Genomic DNA, 7,110 nt, shown 5'->3' on the forward strand with positions numbered 1-7,110 from the left:
TCGCGCACCGCCGCACGCGCTGCCATGGTGCCAAAGGTCACGATCTGGCTGACGGCGTCCTTGCCGTATTTATCCTTCACATAATCAATCACCAAGTTGCGGTTGGTCTGGCAGAAGTCGATGTCAAAGTCGGGCATGGAGACCCGCTCGGGGTTCAAGAAGCGCTCGAACAGCAAGTTGTATTGCAGCGGGTCCAGATCGGTGATCTTCAGCGAATACGCCACCAGCGAGCCCGCGCCGGAGCCCCGACCCGGTCCGACCGGGCAGCCATTGTTCTTGGCCCAGTTGATGAAATCCCCCACGATCAGGAAGTAGCCCGGAAAGCCCATCTTCACAATCGTGGCGATCTCAAACTCCAGCCGTTCGACGTAGCGCGGCCGCTCGCTCTCGCGTTTCGCTTCATCCGGGTACAGGTGCAGCAGCCGCTCCTTGAGCCCCTCATGCGAGGTGTAGCGAAAGTACTCTTCGGGCGACATGCGCTGGCCGTTGACGTCCGGCGTCGGAAAATCCGGCAACTGCGGCTTGCCTAGAATCAGTGTCAGGTTGCAACGTTTGGCGATTTCCAGCGTATTGGCCAGGGCCGACGGCACGTCCGCGAACAACGCCTGCATCTGAGTGCTCGACTTGAAATACTGCTCGCGCGTGAACTTGCGCACGCGGCGCTGGTTGCCCAGGATTTCTCCCTCGGCAATGCAGACGCGGGCCTCATGCGCCTCATAGTCGTCCGGCAGCGTGAACTGCACCGGGTGCGTGGCGACCACGGGCAAGCCCATGCGGGCGGCCAGCTGCACCGCGGCGATGACATGGGCCTCGTCATCGGCGCGTCCGGCGCGCTGCAACTCCAGGTAAAAACGATGCACAAAGATGCCGCTCAACTGCAGCGCGGCATCAAAGGCGCGCGCCTCGTCACCCTGCACCAGGGCCTGCCCCACGGGCCCGGCCTGCGCCCCCGACAAGGCGATCAAACCCTCGTTCAACTCCGTCAGCCACGCTAGCTTGACCGTGGCCTGCGCCTTGCCCGCATTCTGGGTCCAGGCGCGCGCCAGCAGTTCGGATAGATTCAGGTAACCCTGCTTGCTTTGCACCAGCAGCACCAGACGCGACAGCGTGGCCTCGTCCTTGCCCACGCCCTCCAGCCAGATCTCGGTGCCAATCAGGGGTTTGACGCCCCGCTTGCGGGCTTCTTTGTAAAATTTGATCGCACCAAACAGATTGCTCAGGTCGGTGATCGCCAAAGCGGGCTGCCCGTCTGCGGCGGCTGACTTGACGATATCATCGATACGGTTGGTGCCGTCGACGACGGAGAATTCGGTGTGGAGACGCAAGTGAACAAACATGAATCATTGTAAATTGCGGGACAGACCGCAGTTACGCGAAGCGAACAAGCTCTGTCCCCAACTGATTAAGATTGTGGGACAGACCGCAGCGACACGTGGTGCGTAAGCTCTGTCCCCATCTGACTGTAGACAAGCGCCAGGAAAAATATTTTGAAGATTCTCGTTGTCGATGATCATGCGCTGGTACGTGAAGGCTTGTGCCAGGTCCTCAAAGGGCTGGACACCGAGGTTGAGGTGCTGGAGGCCCCGCATTGCACCCGCGCGTTTGAGCTGGCGGCGCAGCACGCCGATCTCGATCTGGTGCTGCTGGACTACCATCTGCCCGACATGAACGGGCTGGAGGCGCTCGACGTGTTCGGAACACGGCATCCTGAACTTCCCATCGTCATGCTCTCCGGATCGGTCAATCCCCAGATCATGCGGGATGTTCTGTCCAAGGGCGCGGCCGGCTTCGTCACCAAATCCGGCAAAAGCCAGGACTTGCTCGCCGTTTTACGTCTGGTTCTGGCGGGTGGCGTGTATGTGCCATTCGACTTGATTACGGAGCCCGGTATCCTTCCACTGGAGGAACCAGACGACTGGAATGACGCCCCGCAACTCACGCCACGCCAGGAAGAGGTCTTGTATCTGCTGCTGGATGGCCGTTCCAACAAGGAAATCAGTCAAACCCTGCAGCTCGCGGATGAAACCACCAAGAATCACGTGACCGGGGTGCTGCGCGCCTTTGGCGTGAAAACCCGCATCCAGGCGGTTCTCGCGGCAAGCCGCCACGGTTACACCAAATCAGCGCCGTCTGATTGAATTTCAGCGGTCAGTCGGCGAATCAGGCTGCGCAGTTTGGCCGGCCGCACGGGCTTGTGCAGCAAGCTCAAGCCGGCCTCCCTGGCCGCCTGCATCAACTTCGGGTCGGTATCGCCACTCATCAGACAGGCGGGAATCGACTGCCCCGCGGCCGCGCGCAGTTGGCGGATCACCTCAATGCCATTTTCCCCGTCACGCAAACGATAGTCGCTCACGATCACGTCGGGAGCAAACCCCTGTTTCAAATGCCACAGCGCCGTTGACAGGCCTTCGGCCACGCCCACCACAGCGCCCCAGGATTCGAGCAAACTCACCAAACCCTCACGGGCCAGCGCATCATCCTCAATCACCAGCACGACCCGACCCGCAAGATCGTCGAATGTTTTACCCTCAAGCGGGCTCGGAATGTCCGAAGCAGCGCCGGGAGGTGCCAGTGGCACTTCAATGCTGAACCGGGTTCCCAACCCCGGCCTGGAGCGCAACTGCAATCGGTGTCCCAGCAAATTCGCCGTGCGTTCCACAATGTTGAGGCCCAAACCCAGGCCCTTGCCGCGGTCCCGCTCCGTGTTGCCAACCTGATAAAACTCCTTGAAGATCGACTGATGGTGCTCCGGCGCAATGCCGATCCCGCTGTCCCAGACCTCAATGCGGGCGAGCTTGCCGTCACCGGCCACCCGGCAAACCACCAGGACGCTGCCCTCAAAGGTGTAGTGCAAGGCATTGACCACGAGATTCAGCAAGATGCGATGCAGCAGCGCGGGATCGCTCATCAACCAGACATCGGTCGGTCGAAAGCGCAGGCGCAGGCCTCTTTCCAGCGCTGTCGAGGCCAATCCAACACGCAACTGCTCAAACAGGCCGGCCAGCGCAAAGGGACGCAGCTGCACCTGTACCGCCTGCGCATCGAGACGGGAAATATCGAGCAAGGCACCCAGCAAGTCCTGCATCGCCTGTACCGAAGCGTCCAGGTTGGCAATCAAATGCCCGGTTTCGGCATCGTGCGGCAATTGGGCCAGCCGCGCCACGAACATCCCCAGCGCGTGGGTCGGTTGCCGCAGATCATGGCTGGCGGCCGCCAGAAAGCGAGACTTGGCCAGCGTCGCCGTCTCGGCCTCTTCCTTTTTCTCCCGCAACTCCAACGTCGCCATGGCAACGCGCTGCTCCAGCTCATCACGCCCCGATTCAAGTCTTTCAGCCATCTGGTTCAAACCTCGCTGCAAGTCGCGTAGCGGGTCATTCGGCAACACCTCGCCGCGCGCTGACAATTCGCCGCGCCCGATGTGCTCAATCATGCTGGAAACACGCAAAATGGGACGAATCACCCCACGCCCCAGACGCACCGCCAGGAAGCCACCAAACAGCAGTCCCCCCAAGGTGACTGCCAGGCCCGCCAGCAGCATCTCACGCTCCCGCCGCACCAGCGTTTCCCGGGAAAACTCAATCAGAACATGACCGAGAACTTGCGGCTGTGCCGCCGCGTCAGTCGCCCCCACTTCAAACAGGTCGTCCAGTTTGACCTGACTTGTCGCAATAGGTTGCGACAGCAAATCCACGCCCGTCGCGGGCTCAAAGTTCTCGCTTTCCTGCGCGCTCAAAACCGGTGGTGACGTGTAAGCCGGCTTGCCCGCGCTGGCCAGAATATGGCCCTGGGCATCCAGGATGGTCACCGAACGCACGTCAGACTCACGCAAGGCGCCGCTGGCAATGGTTTGCAAATGGGCAAAATTGGCAGAGAACAGGCCATATTCACTGGCCATTGCCAGCTGTCGGGCCAGGGACCTGGCGCGCTGACTGTGTGCCTCGCCGATGTCTCCGACCCGTGCGACCAAAAAAACCCCGGCCAGCAACACGGCGATCAGGGTGACCGGCAGAATAGCGGTCAACAGCATGCGGGTTCGGATGTCGACCATTTTCATGGCGCACCCTCCCGGCGCCGCAAGCGGGCGCGCAAGGCATCGGCATCCAGTGTCAGGCCCAGCGATCGGGCCACGTGCTCGTTCACGGCAACGCTGAAGTCCTGGGAGTAGAGTGGCGTTGCCGACAAGGTCTTGCCCTGCAGCACGCCTCGGGCTATGGCGGCGGCTTGTCGGCCAATTTGAGTCGGCGTCACATACAAGGCAAGCAAGGCCCCCGCCCGCACATAGGCGGGTGAAAAAGCCACCAGAGGCACCTTCGCCCGAAACGAGGCCAGCAAGATATTCTGAATGTTGCTGCTGTTGTACAACTGGGGATCGGGCATCGCCAGCAACAGATCAGCATCTTCCAGGACTCTTTTGAGGCTGGGGAAAAACAACTCATTGCTGGCGACGGTGGCCTCTACCAGTTCCAGCGCGCTGGCGCGGACCAGTGTTTTCAAAGCCGGTGCTTGCACCTGGGATTCGGGCCCCCACAGCACGCCAACACGACGGGCTGTCGGCAAGGCCGCACGGATCAGTTCGAGTTGACGACTCAAGGGTTGATCCAGATAGAGGGACGAAAACTGCGCAGACGGTTTGCGCCCGTTCTCCAGCAGGGTACGCTCAAAACTGCTGCGTGGCAGCAGCGTGCAGAGTACCGGTATGCGCGACTCGGTTTTGGCCAGCGCATTCGCGGCTTCCGTGCCAAGAGCCACGAACAACTTGGGACTCAAAGGGCCGGCGCCCGCCAATTCAACGGCGGTGAGCTGAAGCACCTCAAGGCGCGACAGACCACCGCGTTCAAGCTCACCGACCAGTGCGTCAGCCGCCTCCGCATAAGCGGCACTGCCCTCGCTGCTCACGATCACGATCATCGGCGCCGCGTGGACACCGGCCCCGGCAACGGCGCCCAGCCAGAGACTGAAGATCAAAAAACGCAAGCGGACCAACATGTGAACCGGATCAGTTTTCCACCCGCAGCGTCACGAATGCCCGGCGCTGGAACGCAAAGGCCGGTGCAAAATCCGGATAAGGCACACCCAGGTTTTGCACCACCAGCGCCAGCTCGCCCCGGTTGGAACCAAAACGCAGCGGCGCGCCCACGCGCAGGTCGGTGCGGGTCATGGCCGCCCGGTCTAGGTAACCGGACCCCTGCGGGGTCGCCGTGCCACTGTCCTGATGCATCAGACTGAGGTCCAGGCCACAGGACAACTTCTGAAAGAAGGTAATCGAACTCGCCAGCTCCGGCGCCGCCAGGGCGGTGCTGGGTTCGGCCGAGCTGATTTCCGTGTAAGCCTGGTTGAAGATGAGCTGCGCATCACGCCAGGGTCGCCATTTCAGCTGGTATTCAAGACCCCGAATGGAGAAATTTTCATCGTTCGCATAGTCCTTCGGACGCGTGGCGTTTTGTTGACGAATGAAGCCGTTAATTTGCTCGTGAAAGGCGCGCACATCCAGATTGAGTCTGAGATCGGGAAAGTCCCCCAGATAACCCAGTTCCCGTGCCAGCACACTTTCGGGTTGAACGTTGCCACTGGCCAATGTGGTGACGCCGAGCAACTGGCCATTCCAGACGTAGCGGACGTCAGCGAACTTTTCATATGTGCTGGGGGGACGGAAAGCCCTGGAGACACCCGCGCGCAGTGTTTGCCCCTCGGTGACGTGCCAGTTCAACATCAGCCGCGGCGCAAAACTGTCGCCACTCACACTGTTATTTTCAGCCATCGCCCCGGCATTGAGAACCAGGTCCCGGGCCACCCGCCATTCGGCATTGCCGAACACACGGGTGAAATCCGTGACCAGCGCGGCATCGGTGTTGTACACGGGCTTGGATGTGACCTGCTCGCGCCGCAGTTCACCGCCCCACACCACGCGCAAAGAAGAACCACGACGGAAGGTGTGCTGCAGCGACACGGTGTCGTTGCTGGCGCGACCGCTGCTGTCGATGTCGATGCTGACATTGACACCGAACCTGGGAAGCAGGGAATACGGGAAGGTGTCGCGGTAATTCTCTTCGGTATGGGAAAGACTGAGCGCCAGGTCTTCATCTTCCCCCAGACTGCGCCGCCAATCGAGTTGCGCATAGCCCGAACCAAAAAAACTATCACGCAATGGATTGTCAACATCGGTGGAAAAACCTTTGCCGGAATCGATCGCGAGACTGCCCGCACGCAGCTGGATTTCATTGTTCGCATTGGCCCGCAGGTCAGCCCGAAAGTTGACGCGATTGATCCGGTTATGGCCATTGGCGCCCGCCAGCCCCTCGTCTGCGCGGCGGTCCACGGAAAGTCGGTAGCTGGCGTCTTCTTTGCCCCAGCCGATGCGCGCCTGCGCGTCATTGATACCATTTTCGCCGCCTGCCAGGCCCGCCTGCAAGCCCAGGGTATCCACCGTGTCACGGGTCACGATGTTGATGACCCCGAGCATGGCGCGGGCGCCGTAGGCCGCCGAGTTGGAGCCACGCAGCACCTCGATGCGCTCAATATCCTCCAGGGCAACGGTCTGCAAGCCGGGGCCGGTGCTACCGATAAAGTAAGGGGAGTAAGCCGATCGGCCGTCCACCAGGACCTGGATGCGGTTGGAATAACTGTCAAAACCACCGTGGTAGCTGGCCAGCGGCGCACTCGTTTCAAAAGAAGTGCTGGTCTGGAAACCCGGCACCAGGCGCATCAGGTCGGCCACATCGCGCGCCCCTGACAGGCGAATCATGTTGCGGTCAATGATGGTGACCGCGCCCGGCGTCTCATCGAGTCGCTGCGGCAGGCGTGAGACCGACAGCACGATCGGAATGTCCGCCAGAAAGTCCCTCTCGGACACGGACACAAGCGCTTGCGCGACGGCATGGTTGGCACAACCCAGCGTGGCGATCAGGCAGATCAGTCGACTCATTAACGGCTCCCGCAATTCTTTAACTCCCAAGCGCTGATTCTGCCTTGCCGGCAAGCCACTGCGCCCTGCGCCTTGGCCAAGTCTCCTAAAATCAAGGGGTGAACACCACTCTCAACATTTCCGCCTATAAATTCATTGCCCTGCCGGATGCCGCGGCACTGCGCACCAGCTTGCTGGAGCGGGCACTG

General features: G+C 61.0%; 5 protein-coding genes. 1 reads left to right on the forward strand and 4 read right to left on the reverse strand.

Going from position 1 to position 7,110, the window contains the following annotated elements; all coding sequences use genetic code 11:
* On the reverse strand, positions 1-1,337 hold a 1,337-nt coding region (dnaE, locus tag B3V69_RS20415), incomplete at its 3' end, for a DNA polymerase III subunit alpha (RefSeq protein ID WP_296449582.1).
* Positions 1,338-1,487: 150 nt separating this feature from the next.
* On the opposite strand from dnaE, the gene B3V69_RS20420 reads away from it, so the two are divergent.
* Complete coding sequence (locus tag B3V69_RS20420) at positions 1,488-2,138, forward strand: response regulator (protein ID WP_296449585.1); 651 nt, start codon at positions 1,488-1,490, stop codon at positions 2,136-2,138.
* Here B3V69_RS20420 and B3V69_RS20425 read toward each other — a convergent pair.
* The 3 genes from B3V69_RS20425 to B3V69_RS20435 are packed head-to-tail and all read right to left on the reverse strand — an operon-like array spanning position 2,111 to position 6,922.
* A complete protein-coding gene (locus tag B3V69_RS20425; protein WP_296449590.1) occupies positions 2,111-4,054 on the reverse strand; it encodes a hybrid sensor histidine kinase/response regulator in 1,944 nt (647 codons plus the stop codon). The two genes, B3V69_RS20420 and B3V69_RS20425, sit on opposite strands and share 28 nt — an antisense overlap.
* Positions 4,051-4,986 (reverse strand): ABC transporter substrate-binding protein, encoded by a 936-nt coding sequence (locus B3V69_RS20430; RefSeq protein ID WP_296449592.1) that lies wholly within the window; start codon positions 4,984-4,986, stop codon positions 4,051-4,053. Before B3V69_RS20430 ends, B3V69_RS20425 begins: the two co-directional genes overlap by 4 nt.
* 10 nt (positions 4,987-4,996) lie before the next feature.
* Positions 4,997-6,922, reverse strand: a complete 1,926-nt coding sequence (locus B3V69_RS20435; protein ID WP_296449595.1) for a TonB-dependent receptor plug domain-containing protein — start codon at positions 6,920-6,922, stop codon at positions 4,997-4,999.
* Positions 6,923-7,110 lie beyond the last annotated feature (188 nt).

Origin of the sequence: Rhodoferax sp. UBA5149, assembly GCF_002413825.1 — a bacterium.
Lineage (GTDB): Bacteria > Pseudomonadota > Gammaproteobacteria > Burkholderiales > Burkholderiaceae_C > Rhodoferax.